The organism is Frankia nepalensis (assembly GCF_016786325.1).
GTDB classification, from domain to species: Bacteria; Actinomycetota; Actinomycetes; order Frankiales; family Frankiaceae; genus Pseudofrankia; species Pseudofrankia nepalensis.
Genome location: NZ_JADWYU010000128.1, coordinates 21,812 through 39,748, shown reverse-complemented (window position 1 = coordinate 39,748; position 17,937 = coordinate 21,812). Strand labels below are relative to the sequence as shown.

The 17,937-nt window shown below is 74.7% G+C and carries 15 protein-coding genes and 1 pseudogene; 4 read left to right on the top strand and 12 right to left on the bottom strand.

Going from position 1 to position 17,937, the window contains the following annotated elements; all coding sequences use genetic code 11:
• Window positions 1-753, top strand: a pseudogene (locus tag I6A81_RS17120) (hypothetical protein); the annotation flags it as partial.
• A 123-nt stretch (window positions 754-876) separates the two neighbouring features.
• On the opposite strand, the gene I6A81_RS17115 reads toward I6A81_RS17120, so the two are convergent.
• From I6A81_RS17115 to I6A81_RS17085, 7 genes are all read right to left on the bottom strand, one after another.
• Entirely contained in the window at window positions 877-2,958 is a 2,082-nt protein-coding gene (locus I6A81_RS17115; protein WP_203004363.1) for a hypothetical protein, read from the bottom strand.
• 206 nt (window positions 2,959-3,164) lie between these two features.
• Complete coding sequence (locus tag I6A81_RS17110) at window positions 3,165-3,614, bottom strand: hypothetical protein (protein ID WP_203004365.1); 450 nt, start codon at window positions 3,612-3,614, stop codon at window positions 3,165-3,167.
• Complete coding sequence (locus tag I6A81_RS17105) at window positions 3,611-3,916, bottom strand: hypothetical protein (RefSeq protein WP_203004367.1); 306 nt, start codon at window positions 3,914-3,916, stop codon at window positions 3,611-3,613. Before I6A81_RS17105 ends, I6A81_RS17110 begins: the two co-directional genes overlap by 4 nt.
• A gap of 23 nt (window positions 3,917-3,939) precedes the next feature.
• Window positions 3,940-5,139 (bottom strand): vWA domain-containing protein, encoded by a 1,200-nt coding sequence (locus I6A81_RS17100; RefSeq protein ID WP_203004370.1) that lies wholly within the window; start codon window positions 5,137-5,139, stop codon window positions 3,940-3,942.
• Complete coding sequence (locus tag I6A81_RS17095; RefSeq protein ID WP_203004372.1) at window positions 5,132-6,052, bottom strand: AAA family ATPase; 921 nt, start codon at window positions 6,050-6,052, stop codon at window positions 5,132-5,134. Before I6A81_RS17095 ends, I6A81_RS17100 begins: the two co-directional genes overlap by 8 nt.
• A 72-nt stretch (window positions 6,053-6,124) precedes the next feature.
• Window positions 6,125-6,400, bottom strand: coding sequence for a hypothetical protein (locus I6A81_RS17090; protein WP_203004374.1), 276 nt, complete (start codon window positions 6,398-6,400; stop codon window positions 6,125-6,127).
• Between the two features lie 280 nt (window positions 6,401-6,680).
• Complete coding sequence (locus tag I6A81_RS17085; RefSeq protein WP_203004376.1) at window positions 6,681-7,457, bottom strand: 3'(2'),5'-bisphosphate nucleotidase CysQ; 777 nt, start codon at window positions 7,455-7,457, stop codon at window positions 6,681-6,683.
• Window positions 7,458-7,695: 238 nt separating this feature from the next.
• Here I6A81_RS17085 and I6A81_RS17080 point away from each other — a divergent pair, with 238 nt between their 5' ends.
• Window positions 7,696-9,405 carry an adenylyl-sulfate kinase gene (locus tag I6A81_RS17080; protein WP_203004378.1) on the top strand — a complete coding sequence of 570 codons (1,710 nt, stop codon included), beginning with the start codon at window positions 7,696-7,698 and terminating at the stop codon, window positions 9,403-9,405.
• 50 nt (window positions 9,406-9,455) lie between these two features.
• Here I6A81_RS17080 and I6A81_RS17075 read toward each other — a convergent pair whose 3' ends face one another.
• Window positions 9,456-10,211 carry an FkbM family methyltransferase gene (locus tag I6A81_RS17075; RefSeq protein ID WP_203004380.1) on the bottom strand — a complete coding sequence of 252 codons (756 nt, stop codon included), beginning with the start codon at window positions 10,209-10,211 and terminating at the stop codon, window positions 9,456-9,458.
• Window positions 10,212-10,729: 518 nt separating this feature from the next.
• On the bottom strand, window positions 10,730-11,377 hold the full coding sequence (locus I6A81_RS17070; protein WP_203004382.1) for a TetR/AcrR family transcriptional regulator: 648 nt from the start codon (window positions 11,375-11,377) through the stop codon (window positions 10,730-10,732).
• 72 nt (window positions 11,378-11,449) lie between these two features.
• Here I6A81_RS17070 and I6A81_RS17065 point away from each other — a divergent pair, with 72 nt between their 5' ends.
• On the top strand, window positions 11,450-13,162 hold the full coding sequence (locus tag I6A81_RS17065; protein WP_238429540.1) for an MFS transporter: 1,713 nt from the start codon (window positions 11,450-11,452) through the stop codon (window positions 13,160-13,162).
• A 90-nt stretch (window positions 13,163-13,252) separates the two neighbouring features.
• Window positions 13,253-14,317, top strand: a complete 1,065-nt coding sequence (locus tag I6A81_RS17060) for an ATP-dependent DNA ligase (protein WP_203004384.1) — start codon at window positions 13,253-13,255, stop codon at window positions 14,315-14,317.
• Window positions 14,318-14,327: 10 nt separating this feature from the next.
• Here I6A81_RS17060 and I6A81_RS17055 read toward each other — a convergent pair whose 3' ends face one another.
• From I6A81_RS17055 to I6A81_RS17045, 3 genes are all read right to left on the bottom strand, one after another.
• The gene (locus I6A81_RS17055) at window positions 14,328-16,604 is read right to left on the bottom strand and encodes a hypothetical protein (protein WP_203010232.1); all 2,277 of its coding nucleotides are present in this window, start codon (window positions 16,602-16,604) and stop codon (window positions 14,328-14,330) included.
• A gap of 6 nt (window positions 16,605-16,610) precedes the next feature.
• Window positions 16,611-17,018: a hypothetical protein gene (locus I6A81_RS17050; RefSeq protein ID WP_203005477.1), complete on the bottom strand. Its 408-nt coding sequence runs from the start codon at window positions 17,016-17,018 to the stop codon at window positions 16,611-16,613.
• Window positions 17,019-17,141: 123 nt separating this feature from the next.
• Window positions 17,142-17,894 (bottom strand): pyrimidine reductase family protein, encoded by a 753-nt coding sequence (locus I6A81_RS17045; RefSeq protein ID WP_307874716.1) that lies wholly within the window; start codon window positions 17,892-17,894, stop codon window positions 17,142-17,144.
• Between the last annotated feature and the right edge of the window lie 43 nt (window positions 17,895-17,937).

Here is a 17,937-nt window from a genome sequence, read left to right as displayed (position 1 = left end):
CGCCGTCTGGCCCGGCCCGACATCCTGGCCCGCCTGTCGAAGCCGGACGACTCCCGGGCGGTGGCCGCCCGGCGCAGGCTCGCCGAGCTACAGGGACGGCTGTCGGGCTTCTACACGAACGCCGCCGCCGGCAGGATCAGCGCCGAGGGGCTTGCCGCGATCGAAGCCGAGCTACTCCCGCAGATCACCGCCGCCCAGACCGAGGCCGACACGGTCACGGTGCCGCTGTTCGTCGTCCGCCTGGTCGCCGGTCAGCCAGGCGAGAAGGAGATCCGTGCCAGGGTCGAGGCGTTGCCGGTGACGACGCGGCGCACGTTGTACCGCCTGCTGTTCGAGTGGATCAGGGTCAAGCCGGCCGGGGGTAAGCGGGGGGTCGCTGGTGTCATCGACGTGACCCGGCTGGACGTGCGGTGGCGGAAGTTCCAGGCCGCGCCCCCCGCCGCACAGCCCACACCCAAGCCAGAGCCGGGGGGGGGCCGGGGGGGGGCCGCCCCCCCCCCGGCCCCCCCCCCCCCCCGGGGGGGGGCCCGGGCCGGGGGCCCCCCCCCCGGCGTCCGCGGATCGAGCGCCCGCAGCCGGGCGAACCGGCCGCGTTCGATCCGGGCCCGGAACTCTTCCATGGTCAGGGCGTGCGGGCCCGCGTGGCGACGGACGCCATGCGGGCCCGCACGGCGATGGAAAGGTCAGCTCCTCGGGCCCGCGTCGGGCGGCTGCCCGCCGATGGTCAGCGGACCGGCGGTGGGGGCCTGGTAGCCGCCAGTCCATTCCGAACGGGCGCCGCCGCGGCGCGGAGGACCGGGGCCGTGGCTGTTCGCGCGACATCGCCGCGAGGTAACTACTCGGGCGTTGGCGAGCGGTGAATCTCCTGGCTGTCGGTCACGAACTCAGAGCCGACAGGTCGAACCGGTACAACCATTGGTCCAGCGGCTGCGGGGCGCAGGGCGTGGAACCGGGCCAGGTGGGGCAGCTCGCCGGATTCTGCACCTGTACGACGGGTACGTACAGGGCCCTGTTCTGGGCGTCGACCACACCCTTGCGTATTCCGATGGGATACGTATTGCGGTCAATGAGCTGATCAAGGCCGAGGTTGACGGTCGGGAGGGTCGTGAGGGTCAGCCCGGAACCGCTTCCGGTCTGTTTGACGCGCAGCAGGTAACCCGAGAGCGTGGCCGCGAACATCGTCCTGCTGACCGGGTCCTGGGTGAAGCTGCGGGTCTGGCCGTAGTTGCTGGTGTCGGCGGCGGTGCGGTCGGGAGCGCACGTCGTGCCCCAGCCCGCGCCGTTCCAGTTGGCGCCGGCCGCGCAGGTGTTCTGTAGCTTGCGGCTGCCGGCGTTCTTGACGTAGACCACGATCGGGCCGCCGGCCAGCGAGTTGGTCACGGCCTGGGTGGCCCACAGGTTGCCCTGGGCGTCGTAGGTGGCCGTCTCGAAGCGGTAGGGCTGGCCGCTGGCGTTGGTCTGGCCCGACAGCACCGGCCTGGAGACGGGGATGATCTGGTTGGTCGAGCGGTTGTAGGCGAACTCCTGCAGCGGGAAGCTGCTCTGCGCGCCGCCGGTGCTGGTGTCGAAGACCACCGTGAAGTACTCCAGGCTGCCGCTGGAGGTGGGGTCCACGACGACTTCGCGCGGGCTCACCTGTATGTAGCCGCCGTTGCCGTCGGGGATGTTCGGGTACGTGTAGCTCGCGGCGACGGTGCCGTCGGTGCCCAGTACCACGAGCCGGCCGCTGTGCTCGCCGTTCGCCGTGTCCGGGAAGTACTGGGTGACGATGAACTTCTGCGACAGCGGCAGCACGCCCATCTCGCTGAGGCCCCGGCAGTCGGCGACCTGCTGGCCGAACAGGTTGGCGCGCCGCGGGCAGGCGGCCGCGCCCAGGCCTCCCGCGGCATGGATCTGGCCGGCGGTCCTCGACAGCCCGGCGTTGTACTGCAGGCTGCCCGAGACGGCGTCCAGGTAGCCCAGCGAGGGATACTCGCCCTTCTCCGTGATATTCCAGCCGTGGTAGGCGACGAGTGAGATGAACGCGACGCGCGGCTGCCCGCCGACCGTCACCGGCAGCAGCGTCTCGACGCTGGCTCCGCCAATCGGGTAGAACGGGTTGGTGGCGCTGGTGGCGCCCGTCGAGGTCGGCACCACGATGTTGCGGAAGGTCCTGGCGGACGGGTTGAACACTCCGATGCTCATATGGTCGGCGGTGGGGTAGGCCTGGTTGTCGGTCTGGGAGTTGGTGCCCAGCACGACCTCACCGTTCGCGGCCAGCGTCGAGAAGAACTCCGACTGGCCGGCGTTGAAGCCCCAGCCGCTCACCGCCGCGGTCTGGAGCGACTGGCCGCTGGGCAGGGTGGTGCCCAGGTTGCCGAAGGTGCCCGCCCTCCCGTACAGAGTCGCGGCGGGGCCGGTTTCTGCTATGACCTCGGCCTTGTCGATGGACAGCGTGTTGGAGTCCGCCGCCGGATTGCGTTGGCTGGTGTTGGTCATGACCAGGGTGTGGCTGCCCAGGGGCAGTACCGGGCTGGTGTAGACGAGGGCCGCGGACGACGAGGCGGCATAGGTGTCCACGGCTGTGGGCGAGCCGCCGTCGACACTGAAGCTGGAGATACCCCCGTGCGTTTCCTTGACACCGTAGATCTTGACCTGTGTGCCGGTGAAACGCAGCGTCGCCTTCTGGCCGGCCGTGTAGTTGTAGTAAAAGCTGGAGTTGGCCGTGGCGGGCGAGCATCCGGCGCAGCGTACCCACGTCCCGGTGTACTCGAACTGGTTGTTACCGGTGCCCCGTACGGTGTCCTCGACCGTCGTGACGGTTGTGGCGGCGCGCGCCGCTTCCTGGTACTGATCCGCCCACGGAAAAGTAATTCCGAGCGTGAGCACAAGGACCGCCAGAACCGCCCGGCCGCGCAAGGACGCAAATACTAAGGACCGCCTGCCGAAGCCGAAGCCGAAGACACCTCGTCGCACCATAAAGTCACTCCGAACCGCTGGATGTGATTTTCCTGGCTATTCTTCAAGAAGTCTTCGAATATGACTCAAAATTAAAGCACGCCTTTGGGTGCCTGTCAATCAGCGCTATGGCCGCTGGCGGCCGTGAGCGTGCCGGGCGGTTTGCCGCAGCCTAGCCGATGACGAGCCGACGACGAGGAGCAAATGACGCTCCGGCCACGCCCCGGTCAGGTCGTGGGTCCGGTCCCTGGCGGTTGTTTTCTGGTGGTCAGCGGGTCGGCGGTGGGGGCCTGGTAGCTGCCGATCCATTCCGGTTCCCAGCGCTGGTCGTATTGCTGGCTGTTACACCCCGGGCGGTAGGCGGCGATAAGTTCCTGAGTGATCTGCTCGCGATGCGCCGCCCGCGCGCCCGGCGGGTCGTAGACCGCGACGTAGACCTTGAACCGGTCGCCGGCGCGCTTCGTCCAGCAGCCGGCGCGGGGATGCCGGAACGGGAAGCCCTCGGCGGCGAGATTGTCGCTGTGCCCGGCGTAGATGACGGCGTACTGCTCCGGGTGGGTGTCCGGCCGCGGCCGGTAGAGGACCGCGTACACGGCGGCGGCGGCCGGCGCGGTCCAGCCGACGAGGAGGCGTGGCCCCTCGAACGGGTAGCCGGCCAGGGAACCGAGACGGATCAACGGAACGCGACCCAGCCGTCCTGCTCGGTCTCGGTCTCGTCGCTCTCGCCGACCGCCTCGACGAGACCCACTGGCCACGAGGGCAGCCCCGCCCGCGCCGCCGCCGCGCGGAAGACGGCGGTCCCGAGTTCGACCGCCTCGTCCCTGCTCGCCGCCTCGACCACCAGCCGCGTCCCGTAGCGGGTGGTCCCGATCCCCGAGGCGACGCCGCCGTGGCCGGCGACGGCGTCGGCAAGCTCGACGATCTCCTCGCGGGTGAGCTCCCGGTCGCCCTCGGCCTCCAACGCGACGCTCCAGCGCATGACCATCCTCGTCTCCGCGTGTCTCACCGCAGCCGCGGCAGCGCGGTCGCGAGCTCCAGCAGGCTGGCCAGGTCGTGCCCGGACAGCAACAGGTCGATGTGCGGCGCCGCGACCAGCATGCCCAGTGCGGCGGGCACGTGGCGCGGATCGGCGCCGCGGTGCGGGTTCATCCAGATGATCGCGTGGGACAGCCGCTTCAGGCGCTCCATCGCGTGCGCCAGCACCGCGGGGTCGCCTCGGTCCAGCCCGTCCGAGCAGATCACGACGACGGCGCCGCGGGACAGCCCTCGCCGGCCCCAGTCACGCACGAACCGGTCCAGGCAGTCTCCGACACGGGTGCCGCCCTCCCAGTCGAGGACGGTCCGGGCGGCCCGCGCGAGCGCCTCGTCGGGGGCACGGTGGTCGAGCTCGCGGGTGACGCGGGTCAGCCGGGTGCCGAAGCAGAAGACCTCGACCCGGTCGAGGGCGCGGGTGGTCGAGTACGCGAACTGCAGCAGGTTGCGGGAGTAGCCGGCCATCGAGCCGGAGACGTCCAGGACGAGCACCAGGCGCCGCGGGCGCAGCCGAGGACGCCGGTGGCGCGGGGGAGGGGGCTCGCCGTGGCGGCGCAGCGTCTCGCGGGCGGTGCGCCGCGGGTCGGGGGCACGGCCCCGGCGGGCCGGGACGTGCCGGCGGGTGCGCCGGCGCGGCGGCGTCAGCCGGATCGCGGCGATGAGCTTGCGCAGCGCCGCGAGCTCGTCGTCGGTGCAGTCCGCGAAGGCCTTGGCGCGCAGGACCTGGAGGTCCGAGGCCACCAGCCCGAGCTCGGCGCGTTGCTCCTCGCGCTGTTCGGGGCCGGGCGGGTCGGCCCTCGGCACCTCGACCGCGGCCCGCAACTGGTCGCGCGCGTGCTTCGCGAGTGGCATCCGCTTCCCGAGGTCGTCGTCGGGCTCGTCGAGGAAGAACTGGCGGAACACCCGGTCGTATACGGCCAGGTCCTCCCGGCGGCTCACCAGGCTGACCCGCCCGGCCCAGTAGAGGTCGCCCAGGTCGCCCGGGTCCAGCGGCGCGACGGCGGCACAGTAGGTCCGCAGGTCGCCGGTGCCAACGGCCACACCGGCCGCCCGCAGCCGCCGGCCGAACGCGACGAGGACATCGACGAGATCCCGTCCCGGGTGGGCGCCGCCCTCGGCGGCGGGCCCGAACGCGCTGGGTCCGTGCCCGCCGGGGGCCGTGTCAGCCACCGGAGACGATCTCCGACAGGCGTGCCTGGGCCAGCTCGAGATCGTCACGGTCCTTGACCACGGCGCCGAGGGTGTCGAGCGCGGAGTGCTCGTCCAGCTCGCCCGCGCGGAGCACGCCCAGGGTGCGTACCCAGTCGATCGTCTCGGCGACGCCGGGCGGCTTGGCGAGATCCAGTTCGCGCAACCGGTTCACCGCGGCGACCACCTTGCGGGCGAGCGCCGGGGCGACGCCGGGCTCGCGGGTCAGCACGATCTCGACCTCGCGCGCGGCGCCGGGGTAGCCCACCCAGTGGTAGAGGCAGCGGCGTTTGAGCGCGTCGTGCAGCTCCCGGGTGCGGTTCGAGGTGAGGATCACCAGCGGCGAACTGGAAGCGGTGATCGTCCCGATCTCGGGGATGGTCAGCTGGAAGTCGGAGAGCAGCTCGAGCAGGAACGCCTCGAACTCGTCGTCGGCGCGGTCCACCTCATCGATGAGCAGCACCGCGGCGTCGCCGGCGCGGACCGCGGCCAGCAGCGGGCGCTCGATCAGGAACTTCGGCCCGAACAGGGCGTCGACGGCCGCGTCCTCGTCGTACCCGCTGTCCAGCGCGTCGGCGGCACGCGTCGACATCGCCCGGATCTGCAGCATCTGGCGGGCGTAGTCCCACTCGTACAGCGCCTGGCTCGCGTCAATGCCCTCGTAGCACTGCAGACGGATCAACTTCCTGCCGAAAGTGGTCGCGAGGGTTTTCGCGATCTCGGTCTTGCCGACGCCGACCTCGCCCTCCAGCAGCAGCGGCCGATCCAGCGACAGCGCGAGGAAGACCGCGGTGGCGAGACCGCGGTCGGCCAGGTAACCGTCGGCGGCGAGCAGTTCGGTGAGGTGAGCGACGTCTGCCGGGCGGTCCCTCAAGGGCGGGCCTTTTCCATCCATCCGGTGCGGCGTGGCCGCGTGGCGGGTGACGGCGGCCGCGGGACGGCGTGGCGTCGGAAAAGGCGCACGGCTCTACGACTGCTTGCCGACCTTCGACCTGATCAGGTCGCCGAGGCTCCCGGCGTCCGGGCGCAGCTTCCCCTCACGGGCCAGCTTCGCGCGCCACGCGGCGCCGAGGTCCGCGCCGGTGTCCGACCCGCTCTGGAAGTTGGCGGCCTCGAAGTTGACGTGCTTCATGTTGCGGCAGACCTTGGTGTTGCCGCAGGCAGCCTCGACCTCTTCACGCGAGGCGCCCGCGCCGCTCCAGAGGCCCCGCAGGACTGTGAGGGCATCCGTCTCGTTCGCCATGACCCGGTTCCCTTCGACCCTGTCACGGTATAGCTTGCCCTATCCGAAACGCGAGGGGACAAAGTCGGTCAGGAACCGCCCTGGCGGTTCGCCGCGGTATTTCCGTCAGGCTCGTGACGCGGCCGCGGAACGCCTACCTCGTAGGCCGAATGACGCTGGCGAGCCGAGCAGACCAGCCGACCCTGACCGCGAATGACGTCGCCGGCGGTGGTCGCGGCGCCGCCCGCGCCCGCGCGTCGGCGCCATGCCGGGCGGGCGCGGCGGGCTCGCCCGCCTCGGGTCAGGCCGGGGCTGTGTCGGACTCGCGGATGGCGGCCAGGACCGCTTCGGCGAGGCCTGGGCGGCAGATGACGAGGTCGGGGAGAAGCGGGTCGGGCTGGTTGTAGCGCAGGGGGGCGCCGTCGATGCGAGTGGCGTGCAGGCCGGCGGCGAGCGCCACGGCGACCGGGGCGGCCGAGTCCCACTCGTACTGGCCGCCGGCGTGCAGGTAGACGTCCGCCTCGCCGCGGATCACCGCGGCGGCCTTCGCGCCGGCGGAGCCCAGCGGGACGACCACGCCGCCGATCCGCTCGGCGACGTCGGTGACCAGCCTGGGTGCGCGGGTGCGGCTGGCGACCAGCCGCGGCGGGCCGGGCTCGGCGGGCGGGGGCGGCGTGATGGTCGCGGTCGACAGCGTGGTGCCGAGGCCCGGCAGCGCGACGGCGCCCGCGACCAGCGCGCCGGCCCGCCACAGCGCCACGTGCACGGCCCAGTCGGTCCGGCCCTCCTCGGAGAACTCCCGGGTCCCGTCGAGTGGGTCGACGATCCAGACCCGCTCGGCGGACAGCCGCGCCGGGTCGTCGACGGCCTCCTCGGACAGCACCGCGTCCTTGGGGCGGTAGCGGTCGAGGGCAGCGGCCAGCAGTTCCTGGGAGCCGGCGTCGCCGGCGGCGCGCAGCGCCTTCGGGTCGGCGAAGCCGACCTCGGCGCGGATCTGGAGCAGCCGGCGCCCGGCCGTGGTCGCCAGCCGGCTCGCGAGCTCGGCGTCGGTCAGCTCATCCGTGATCTCGGTAGTCATCGGCTCCGGATTCTATGGCGGTTATCTGCCACCAATCACCTGAACGGCTCCGGGCCGCCGGTCCTGGCGGCCGGCTCCCACCCGTGGCGTCCGGCCGCCACCGCTGTCGCTGCCCGGCCGGGGCGGTGGTCGTGAGGGATTCTGCCCCCTCGGACGGGCCGGCGTCGCCGCGGTTCCGAGCCGCCGACGCCGGCCTGCCAACGCTCCGCAATGTCTTCGTAACCGCTACGGTCGCGGTGTGCCCGCCATCACGCATACTCCAGGCGGATCGCCGGGTGAGCCGTCGGGTTCCTCGGCGGTGGCCGACGCGGCCCGTGCCGCCGAGCTGACGGCGGCCTCCGCCGGCTGGCGGTCGCTGAGACTCACCCTCGCCCAGCTCGCCGACCTGGAGCTGTTGCTGCTCGGCGCCTTCGGCCCCGCGCCCGGCTACCCGGAGGAGACGCTGCGCGACGGGCTGCGGCTGCCGGCCCTGCTCGTCCCGGACGAGGCCGGCGCCGGGCTCGGCCCGGGCGATCCGGTCGCGCTGCGTGACCGCGACGGGGCGATGATCGCCGCGTTGCGCGTCGGCCTCGTCCACCGGTCCGGCGAGGCGGACGCCGGCGACCTCCCGTCCGGCATGATCCGGCTGGTCGGCCGGATCGAGGGGGTGCGACTGCCTCGGCATCCGGACTACCCAGGCCTGCGGCCACGCCCCGCCGAGCTGCGCGCCGAGCTGCTCGCGCGCGGCTGGCTCACGCCGGGCGGGCGGGCGCCGTGGGCGGTCTGGGCCGACAGCCTGCTGCACACCGCCGACGTCGCCCGCCTCCGGGCGCTCACCCGGCAGGGCAAGCGGTGCGTCGTGCTCGCGCCGGTGGGCGGGACGGATCCGGCCGACCCGCGTCATCACCTGCGGGTCCGCGCGCTGCACGCGGCGCTCGACGCGCTCGAGGAGCCGGTCCGGCCGACCGAGGCGACGCTGGTCGGCGAGGCGCTCGCGGCCGAGGCCACCCGGCCCGCCGCGCTCGGCCGCGTGACACCGCCCGCGCCCATGACGCCGCTCGCGCGGGGGCCGAGGCCGACCGGCTCGCAGCCGGCGCACGTCTTGCTGGTGCTGGTCCCGGTGGTGCCGAGTCCCGAGCTCGCGGCCCCGCGCGAGCCGGGGATCACGGCGACGCCGCTGCGCGGCGCGGCGCCGAACGGCGAGCCGGGCGAGGCGGACCGGATAGCCGAGCTGGCCACCCTGCGGGCACACCTGGCCGAGTTCTACGGTCTCGGGGGCAGCCTCACCGGCCCGGCGCTGGGCGCGCCCGAACGCGCCGAGCTCACCGCGCTGCTCGCCGCGGGCAGACCCATCCCGGCCGAGCTGACACCGCCCGCCGTCGCGGCCGAACTCGCCCGCGCCTACCCGCCGCGGTATGCCCGCGGGTTCGTCGCGCTGTTCACCGGGCCGTCCGGCCCAGGGTCGACGCTCGCCCGCCTGTTGGTCATCCGGCTGCTCGAACGCGGCGACCGGCACGTCACCCTGCTCGACGGCGGCGCCCTGGACGACGGGGCGGGTACTCCGCTCTCAGCGGGGCTCGGCTCCTCCCGGGCCGACCATGAGATCGACACGGACTGGATCGGCTTCGTCGCCGCCGAGGTCGCCGCCGCCGGCGGCACCGTGGTGTGCGCGTCGATCACGCCATCCGCGTCGGTGCGCGCCCGGGTCCGCGCGCGGGTCGAGGCGACCGGCGCCGGTTTCGTGCTCGTCCACGTGTCGGCCCCGCCGGACGTCCGGGAGGCCCGCGACCGTGAACGCCTCGACGGCGAGGCGCCTGCCGGCCCGCCCCCCGAGCCTGCCGGCGGCGCTGGCCCCTACGAGGAACCCACCGACGCCGAGGTCACCGTCGACATCTCCCGGCTGTCGTCGGAGGAGGCCGTCGAGGCCGTCCTGACCTACCTGCACGCCGAGGGCTGGCTCCTCCCGTGACCCCGGCGGACCTGTCGGCCGGTCCGGCTCGGCGGGTCAGGCTCGGCGGGTCAGGCTCGGTAGGCGTACTCGTCGTAGCCGGCCGGGAGGATGGTGTAGTCGGCGGCGGCGAGCATCTCGTGGGTCTTCTCCAGGGTCGGGCCGTCCAGGTGACAGGCCTCGTAGACAAGGTGACGGGGCGCGGCCCAGCGGGAGTAGTCGACCTGGCGGAGGATCTCGAAGTCGTAGCCCTCGGTGTCGGTCTGCAGCACGTCGACGCGGTCGATGCCGTGCTTGCGCAGGAGGGTGTCGAGGCGCATGACCGGGACCTCGACCTCCGTGACGCGGTCGGCGATGTCGGGGATCTCGTTCCGGGATTCCAGGATGACGTCACGGCGGAACGAGCTGAGCCCGGTCGTCCAGACCGGGTCACCCGGGCGCGCGGTGACCGAGTACATGGTCATGACGCCGTCGACCGGGCCGACGGCGGCCTGTTCGAACGACAGGTTCGGGACGCCCGCGTAGTTCTTCTTCAGCGCCGCGAAAAGGTGTGGCAGCGGTTCGACGAGCAGGGCGCGCCAGCGGTATTTCACGATGGTGTCGTGCAGCGGGTCGCCCATGCTGCCGTCGTTCGCGCCGATCTGCACGGCGGTCAGCGGGCGGCCTGCCTGGTCGGCGATCCGGCGGATGATGGAAGGGGCGTCGATTCCGGGGCCTTCGGGCCCGCCCCAAAGGCCAGCCCAGATGCCCAGCGGCAGTCGGGCATTCGCGACGGGAACTCGCCGAACCACGTTTCGCGCGACCCACCGGGGTGTCACCTTTGCCATACCGCGAACCCTAACCCGGCGCCCGCCGGGTGGGCCGGGCGACCGGTTCGCGTCGAACCCGAGCTGGCAATGCCGTTGAACAATCAACCTCTACTGGCCTGTAGAGGCGCGGGTCGGAGTTGGGGCTGGGTTCCACTCGTCGTTCCCTCGAAAAGCCTTCCTATACGCGATTGCGCGTGGCGCGCCCCCGGTCCGCTGGCGCTTGGCGTGAACCTTTCCGCGTCGGAATGGGGCCGACGGGGAGGGGCGTGGCATTTCTCGGGCGTCTGGTGAGTCCAGCGGTACTCGGCCCGTCGGGTATGACCTGGTCCACCAGGCGCGGACAGGCCGAGAGGTGTGGCGTCGCGCCGGTCACGCCCTTGGACCGAGCATCGTCACCGCGCCCGGTCGGTCAGGGCGTGAGCGCGGCTCCGACCCGGGCGGCGGTGAGCCCGGTCGCTTTTCGATCTCCCAGCGGGACCGCGGCCGCGCGGCCATGACGGATGGGCCGAGGGCGAGCCGGTCTCGTTCCGTCGGGGTCAGCGGGCCGGCTGCTCCCGTCGGGCGTGGGCGCGCAGGAAGGTGTCGAGGCCGGCGTCGACGGCGGCGCGGACGCGGTCGTCGGGGACCGTCCTGGTGCCGTGCTCGGTGAGCTCGGGGATCTCGGCACTGATCAGGGCGAGGAACTGGCGGGCGGCCAGCGCCGGGTCGGGCACGGTGAGGTGGCCGGCGTTGCCGAGCATGGCGAGCCGGCCGGCCAGGGACTCCAGGATCGGGGTCATGGCCTTGGCCCGCACCACCCGGTAGACCTCGGGGTCGCGCGCCGTCTCGGCGGCGATCATGCGGGCGAGGAAGACGGCGCACGGGGTGCGCTGGCACTCGACGAGCTTCATGCCCAGCTCGCGCAGGCTCGCGAGCCACCCGTGCGCCGAGAGGTCCAGGCGCTGGATCACCTCCAGGACCTGGGCGTTCTGCTCGAGGGCCGAGTCGGCGACCGACTCCCGGAACAGCTGCTCCTTGCCGCCGAAGTAGCTGTAGATCGTCGGCTTGGAGACGCCGGCGGACGCCGCGATCGCGTCGATGCTCGCCCGCTCGTAGCCCTCGTCACCGAAGATCGGCGCCGCGGCGTCCAGGATCAGCCGCCGCTTGTCCCGCCGGGCCACCCGCCGCGTGTCCGTCGCCGTCATCGTCCGAGTCTAACGCGGGGTTGACGCTACTGGCACGTTGCCACACTAAACGGTTTGGTTTAGTTTTGCGCCATGGTAGTAAGCGAAGAGGGCGCGGACGACTCGACGACCGGTGCGCGGGTGACCACGCGCCCGGCCACCTCCGGCGCCCCCGACACCGGCTGGCGGCCGCCGCGGCCCCGCTCCCGGCCGCGCGCGGACCCCGACCCCGAGCACGCCGCCCAGCGGGAGGCCGAGCCGGCCCCGGCCCCGCCCGGGCCGCCGGCGGGGCCGGCCGGCGTGCCGGTGGGCGCCCTGGCGGCGCTGGGGCTGGCCGCGCTGGTGGCGGTGCTGGACGGCACCGTGGTCTCGGTCGCGCTGCGGACGCTCGCCGAGGACTTCGACGCCCCGCTCACCACGGTGGTCTGGACGAGCGTCGGCTACCTGCTCGCCGCGGCGACGATGCTCCCGCTGCTCGGCTGGCTCACCGCCCGCTTCGGCGGGCGGGCGGTGTTCCTCGCCGGGCTCGGGCTGTTCGGGCTGGGTTCCGCGCTCGCCACGCTCGCGTGGTCGGCCGAGTCGCTGATCGCCTTCCGGGTGGTGCAGGGTCTCGGCGGCGGTCTGCTCGAGCCGACGGCGCTCCTGCTCGCCGCGCGGCTCGCGGGCCAGAGCCGGGTCGGCCGGGTACTCGGCACGATCTCGATGATCATCAATGTCGCGCCGGCGCTCGGGCCGCTCGTCGGCGGCCTGCTGCTCGCCACCGGGCACTGGCAGTGGATCTTCCTGGTGAACATCCCGCTCTGCCTCGGCCTGCTCGCCATCGCCCTCGCGTTCATCCCGCCCGACCGCCCGGCCCGCGCGGGCGCCGCCCGCGGCGAAGCCGTGGCGGGCGGCGCGGACGCCCCGGCGGCTTCGGGCGGCCCGGGCGACCTGGACCAGAGCGCGGCATCCAGCGACGCCCCTTCCGGCGGCGCGGCGGCCGGGGAGAGCGCGTCCGGAGAGGCCCCCGAGCCCGGCGACGCGGCGCCCGTGGCCGACGTGCGCGGGCTCGCCCTGCTGACCGCCGGCTACGTCGCGGTCTTGCTCGCGCTCACCAGGGCCGGCCAGGCCGGAGTCGGCCCCGCCGTGGCGGTGGCCGCCGCCGCGGGGGTCACGCTGCTCGCCGGCTACGCCTGGCACGCCCTGCGGTCGCCCGTTGCGCCGGCCTTCGACCTGCGGCTGCTGCGCCGGCCGGGGTTCGGCGCCAGCCTCGCCGTGATGAGCTGCGTCGGGCTGCTCATGTATAGCCAGCAGGCGGCGCTGCCGATCTTCGGGGAGGAGCACCACCACCTGCGCGGCGTCGGCCAGGGCCTGCTGGTGTGCGCGCTGGGGCTCGGCCTGTTCGTCTCGATGTCGTGGGGCGGCCGGCTCAGCGACCGGACCGGGCCGCGGCCGCTGGTGCGGGTGGGCGCCGTGGCCACCGCCGCCGGGCTGGCGACGTTCGCGCTCACCCACGACCGGCTGCCGCTCGCGGCCGTGTTCGTCCTGTTCGTCGCGATCGGGCTCAGCTTTGGCCTGACGGCGTCGCCGACGTTCGCCAGCATCTACCGGATCCTGCCGCCCGCCGAACAGCCGCAGGGGACGACCGCGCTGTTCATGTCGGTCCAGCTGTCCGCGTCGCTGGGCATCACCCTGCTCGGCCTGCTGCAGGCCAGGGCCGGCGGCGACTGGCTCACCTGGCTGTTCGGCCTGCTGACCGCCGCGGCGCTCGCGATGCTCGCGCTGAGCCGCCGCCTGCCTGGCCGTCCCGCCGGGTCACCGGAATGACCAGCGTGGGCCGGACCCTCGTGGGGGCGCGGCCACCGGGTTGTGGATCCGTCGTGCGCCGTTCGGCGGCCGGTGGGCGATCATCGGTGGGTGGACCTTCCTGTGCTGCCGCCCGTGAAGCCGATGCTGGCCAAGGCCGTGGCGAAGATCCCGACGGGGATGAGCTACGAGCCGAAGTGGGACGGGTTCCGGGCGATCGTGTTCCGGGACGGGGACGAGATCGAGATCGGGTCGCGCAACACCCGGTCGATCCGGCGGTACTTCCCGGAGCTGGTCGAGGCGTTCCGGCGCGGGCTGCCGGACCGGTGCGTGCTGGACGGGGAGATCGTGGTCCCGGTGGGGGACCGGCTGGACTGGGCGGCGCTCGGCCAGCGGGTCCACCCGGCGGCCAGCCGGATCAGCAGGCTCGCGGCCGAGACGCCGGCCAGGTTCGTCGCCTTCGACCTGCTGGCCCTCGGGGACGCGTCGCTGCTCGACGTCGGGTTCGCGGAGCGCCGGCGGCGGCTCGTCGAGAGCGTCGGCCCGGCTCCGGCGCCGGTCCACGTCACGCCGGCGACTCCGGACGCCGACGAGGCCGCGCGCTGGTTCGCGACGTTCGAGGGGGCCGGACTCGACGGGCTGCTCGCCAAGCCGCTGGACGCGCCCTACCAGCCGGACAAGCGGGTCATGTTCAAGATCAAGCATGATCGGACGGCGGACTGCGTCGTCGCGGGCTACCGGCCGTACGCGAAGGAGCCGACCGCGGTCGGCTCGCTGCTGCTCGGCCTGTACACCGACCCGCCCGACGGGCGGCGGACGCTGGCCGCCGTCGGGGTCTCGTCGGCGTTCCCGCTCGAGCGGCGCCGGTCGCTGGCCGCCGAGCTCGCGCCGCTCGTCACCGACCTCGCCGCCCACCCGTGGGCGCCGGAGCGGATGGGTGACACCCGCACACCGTGGGAGGCGGGGGAGAGCCGCTGGGGGAAGGGCAAGGACCTGTCGTTCGTGCCGCTGCGCCCCGAGCTGGTCGTCGAGGTGCGCTACGACCAGTTGGAGGGCCCGCGCTTCCGCCACACCGCTCAGTTCGTCCGCTTCCGCCCCGACCGCGACCCGGAAAGCTGTGGCTACGCCCAGCTGGAGGAGACGGTCCGCTACGACCTGAACCAGATCCTCGGCTGAACCGGGGGAGTCAGTCGCCGGGGCGGGCGGCGAGCACGGGGATCACGGGGATGTTGTCGTTGTTGGCGACGATCGCGGGACTGGCGAGCCAGCGCAGGTAGGCCCCGCGTTGGGCGGGCGACATGCGCCCCTCGTCGAGGGGGTCGCCGGACGGGTCGAGGAAGTCGTCGGCGGCGCCGGTGATGAAGCCGTCGGCGCGTGGGTCCCCGGTGTAGCGGCGGCGGTGGCCGGCCGCGTCGGTGACCTCGACGGGCAGGATCGGGTCGTCGGCCCGGCGCAGCCAGACCGCCGTCGCGGACGTCCGGTAGGCGGCCCGCCAGCCGGGCGCGACGGACCCCGCGGCCAGCACGGCCTCGATCGCCGCGAGCGCCGGCCGCGACGGGACGGGCTGGCCGGTGGGCCTGGCCGCCGCGGCGGCGTCGGCCACCGGGACGGTGACCGCGAGCCCTGTGAGCGTGCCGATCGGGTCGGTGGGCCTGATGGCCCGGGCGATCGCGGCGAGCTCGTCGACCATCAGGCCGAGGCGGCGGGCCTCGTCGCCCGCCTGGAGCTCGGCGCGCAGGGTCAGCGCGGCGGCGGTGTCGGCCAGTGTGGCGAGGAAGAAGGACAGCAGCGCGGCCTGCTGGAGGCGCCCGAGCGCGCGTGGGCTCGCCGGGTAGGCGACGTGCCCGTCGCCGCGGTAGCCCCGGGTCGCCGCCCAGACCGACTGTTCCAGCTCCTGGGCGGCGAGCGCCGCGTCGGCGGCGAGCGCCGCGGCGCCCGGCCCGCCGGCGGCCAGCGCCTCGCCGAGCAACGCGGCCCAGACCTCGGCGGGGATCCGCGCCGCGTCCCGGGAGCCGGCCGGGCGTCTCCCCCAGGGGCCGAGCGCCGGTCCGGTCGCGCCGGGCCCGGCGCCGGGAGCGGGTCGTGGGACGGTGCCCGCGGGGAGCAGGCTGACGACCGACGCGTACAGCTCGGCTCGCCAGGTGCGCACGACCTCGCCGAACGCGGCGCGCATGCCGGGCGGCGGCGGCCAGGAGGTGTCCCGGCGGTGTGCCGGGTCCTCGTGCGCGCCCCGGTACAGGTAGACGGTGAGCGCGAGCCGGGCGGCGAACGTCGCCGCGCCGGCGGGGTCGGCCCGCCGGGCCTCGGCACCGCCGGCCCGCGCGACCAGGTGCTCCCAGGCGCGCGCGACGGGTTCGGGAACGCCGTGCCGGATCGGCGCCGGGAGGGCGCCCAGCCGGGAGCCGGCCAGGATCTTCTCGACGTGGTCGGCGGCGAAGGACGCCGCGATCGCCGGCGTGTCGGCGATGGCGCGCAGCAGCGCGGCGGCATAGCGGGCGCGGCGGGGCCCGGTCGGCTCGTCGCCGAACAGGCCGACGTCGGTGATCTCGATGACCCCACGGACGGCACCGGCCTCGCCGGCCGTGCCCGGCTGGCCGAGCGGGGCGGGACGGACGCCGTACCGGTCGCCGCCGACGGCGGTGCCGGCGAACAGCGCGTCGCCGAGCAGCCGCAGCGTGGCCGGCGCGAACCGGCCGTGTCCGAGCAGCGGGCCGAGCAGCGTCACCTCCGCCGCCCCGGGTTCGCCGCGGGCGTTGAAACGGCCCAGCCAGTCGGCTGTCAGCCGCCCCGCCCGGCTGAAGGTGGCGAGCGCCGCGCCGAGGGCGGCGGTCAACGCGTCGCCCACCGCCGGTGGCAGCCGCCAGCCGCGAACGTCCGCGGCCGGACGAGGTCCGCCGCGGGTCGCGTGGACCTGGTAGCCGGCGGTCGCGTCAATCCGGAACCCGCCACCCGGCACGCCCTCGGCCCGACGCAGGACGGCGGCGAGCCGGGCCGCGCCGACGGCCTCGACGAAGCCGGCCACCAGTTCCGGGTCGGCGGCGCCGGCGCGCAGCCGCGTGGCCAGGTCGGCCAGGACCGCCGGATCGGGGCGGGGCCGCAGGGCGGCGCCGACCAGCTCGCGGCCGAGACCGGCCCCGGCGGCCCGCGCCGCGTCCGAATCGCCGGCGAACGGGTCGGGCCGCGACGTCAGCGAGACCAGGCCGCCGGCGGCCTGGCCCGGCGGCGGCACGTCCGCCGCCCGCGCCAACGCGAGCCGGCGCGTCAGCGCCGTCGCCGAGGCGTCCGCCCAGCCGGCGCCCTGGCGCAGCGCTCCCGCCGGGTCGACCGGCCAGCCGAGCGGGGCGAGCAGCGCCGCCGCCGTCCGCGAGTACCGCCACAACAGGCCGCGCAGCGCGGCGAGCCGGGTGACCAGCGCGTCCGCCAGGGCCAGATCGAAGACCACGCGCTCGCTCGGGCCGGGCACCGCGGCTCACCGCCCGTCGAGCTGGAAGCCGGGCAGGGGCGCCGGCCGGCGTGCCCGCGGGTCGTCGGCGCGGACCCGCTCGGGCTGGGCCGCGGCCTTCCAGGCGCAGCCGCGGGCCGCCTCGTCGAGCGCCCCGGTGACGTCGGCGCGCGCCCGGCCGAGCTCGCGCCCCCAGTCGTCGGCGGCCGGGCCCCGCCAGGCGCCCGCGGTGAGCGCCGCGATCACCTGGTCGAAGGCCGCGGCCACCTCGACGCCCGCGGCGGTGAGCGCGGCCGCGGCGTCGAACAGGGCGGCGCGCCGCTCGTTGGCCACCAGTCCGGCGGCCACCAGCGCACTGGACGGCGGCACCGCCGGGCCGGCGGCCGGCGGCACCGCCGGATCGGGCATGCCCGGGCCCGTCGAGACACCTGTCATGGTCCACCGCCCTTCGAAGGGAGCCGGCGGCACGTTAGCCCGCCGCCGGCCCGCCTGGAAGGCCGCCGCCATCGCCTGTGGACAGGCCTTGACCTGTGGATATGGCGGTGCGTAACCGCCGGATCAGGGCTCGCGGGGGACGCGGTAGCGCAGGAAGAGGGACCCGTCCTCCTCGAGGACGTGCGCCAGCTCCAGCGGGCACGCGGCCAGCCATGGCGCGCCAGCGACGATGCCGAGGTGGCCCGGGCCGGCGAGCACCGGCTCGACCGTCAGGCACAGCTCGTCGAGCAGGCCGGCGCCGGCCAGCTGGGCGTGCAGCATCGGACCGCCCTCGCAGAGGACCCGGCCGAGGCCGCGGGCCGCCAGCTCCGCCAGCACCAGCGCCGGCTCGACCCGGTCCTCGCCGCAGGTGACGACCTCCGCGACCGCCCGCAGCGCCGCCACCCGTTCCGGCGGGGCGCTGGCCCGGGTGAGCAGCAGCGGGCGGACCTCGCCGCCGAACAGCCGGGCCGTCGGGTCGAACTCGAGGGAGCCGGAGACCACCGCGACCGGCGGCACGGGCGCGAGCCCGGCCGCGACCCTGATCTCCCGCCGCTCGGCTGGCACGACCGCCGGGCCGTAGTCCTCGGCGCGCGCGGTGCCCGCCCCGACGAGCACCACGTCGGCGAGCCAGCGCAGCACGCGGAACACCTGGCGGTCACCCGGGCCGCCGAGCGTCCCGGAGCGGCCCTCGATCTCGGCCGCGCCGTCCGCCGAGGAGACGAAGTTCATCCGGAGGTGGACCGCTCCCGGCGGGACGGCCGGGGGCGTGTAGGCGGCGTCAAGCTCGTCCTGGCTCAGCGGCCCGCTCGCGGGCCCGGGCAGCAGTCGGCGCACCGCACCGACCCTATGCCCGGCCCTGGTCCCGGCCGCCCGGGGC